Consider the following 1852-nt stretch of genomic DNA (forward strand, 5'->3'; position numbering starts at 1 on the left):
CTGAAAGGGTGATAATTTATGAAAAACATTACAATTTCCATTGATAAAGATATCCTGGAAGCAGGCAGGAAGTATGCAAAAAAGCATAATACATCATTAAATGCATTAATACATAAACTTTTGACGCAAACTGTGCTTCCTTCCTCTCAAAATTAGCTGGATGATTGTTTTCAATTAATGGATAAGGCTAATGCCGATTTAAAAGGAAAAAAATGGAAAAGCGAGGATTTATACGATGTCTAAGATCTTTAATTGGTACAAATATTCTGGTATATGCCATGGACAAGGCAGACCCGGTAAAACAAGATAAATGCCGTAATCTTCTTCGTTTGAAACAAATAAATATTCGCCGGATATAAAGCTTGTCAAAGAAGAAAGATTTGGTATATAGTATTAATGGTCAAGGAGGTGACCATAATTGGATGATTCTAAAGTTGCAGTCATACTTGAAGATATTAGCTCCAAGTTTAATATATTGAGCGATGATTTGAATGGGTTAAATGAAAAGGTTGACAAGGGCTTTGCTGGTTAGCTGGAAAGTAAAATGGACAGGCTGGAAGGTAAAGTGGATAGTTTGGAAGGTAGAATGGATAGATTCGAAAAGAATAATCAAACGGAACACCGGCAACTAATGCAGATGATTAAAGAACTGAACAATGAGGTTCAGTTTGAGATAAAAAGGATTAAGTAATATTCTGATTAGACCACAAAAAAAGCAAAATTTCGTTCACGATAATTTTTTTCAGTCTTTCATAGAGCTCAATTTCGGCAAAATAAGGGTTTAAGGCTGATAAGGGTTCCAGTAATATAAGGAATACTCCCGTAAATTTGACTATAACTCAATAATCTCTCCTACGCCCGCAAACTTTACCTTTCCCTTGAACTCATTGTATAAAACGGCGCTTTCACGCCTGCCCGTACAGTGCATGGGCACTATTAACGACGGATTATATTCTTTTAGTTTGTCAACCGTTAACCTCATTCTCTCTTCACCTGCTCCATGCATATGGAACCCGCCGATTATCCCCAAAACCTGTTCATTCTTATAAACCTTCCCGGCATATTCCAGGGTGTTGAGCAGCCCCGCATGGCAGCACCCGCAAATCAAATAAAAGCCTCTCCCTGGATATCTGATAATTAGCGACCTGTCATCAATAACCTCATCCTTGACCGGCTCTCCGTCTTTCTCCCGGTAAAAACCGGCGGTTGATTCAGACTCAATCGCGTAAATCCTGGGAATCTCCCCCGTCAAGACAATATCCTCGGTCAACCTAACTTCGGATCTGGTCGAAACTAATTTATTGCCGGACTCTTTCAGGGAAGCTTCCGTAAATGGAATACCAATATTTCTTGAGTCCCGTTTCTTGTTGATTCTGGGGGAAAAGGCCTCGGGATGATAGTAAATGGAAACCGGCTTCTTCAGTTTTTTCAGTATACCCAAAAGGCCGCCGGTATGGTCATAATGCCCGTGACTGAACATTACGGCGCGTAAGTTTAACCAGTCGACACCAATCTGATCGGCGTTTGAGATCAAAACTTCAGGTCTCTGCCCGGTATCAAAGAGATAACTCCAAATTCTCTCTGAGTGGCAATCTTCAATAAGGAGCGAAAGTCCGTGTTCGGCAAGGAACGAACTTTCATTTGTCCAGTTGTTCACCAGAACGGTAATACGCCGTTTAATACTCTTCATCTCAAAACATCCTTCCCTGTTTTCCAACTATTGTAACATAGCAGCGTTATTATAGTGGTAATTTAACCCATATCTGTTGTTATTAATAGGCACCTTCCAAACCATGCTTTGATCGAGAGTCTTCAAATCTTCCACTACAGTTACCTTCACCATAACTGTTTT

The 1852-nt window shown here is 39.8% G+C and carries 1 protein-coding gene; it reads right to left on the reverse strand.

All coding sequences use genetic code 11. The annotated features are described in order from the left end of the window. Nucleotides 1–832: 832 nt before the first annotated feature. Entirely contained in the window at nucleotides 833–1717 is an 885-nt protein-coding gene (locus JRI95_17190) for an MBL fold metallo-hydrolase (GenBank protein ID MBW2063281.1), read from the reverse strand. Nucleotides 1718–1852 lie beyond the last annotated feature (135 nt).

The sequence above is a fragment of the Deltaproteobacteria bacterium genome (genome assembly GCA_019308995.1).
Taxonomy (GTDB): domain Bacteria; phylum Desulfobacterota; class Desulfarculia; order Adiutricales; family JAFDHD01; genus JAFDHD01.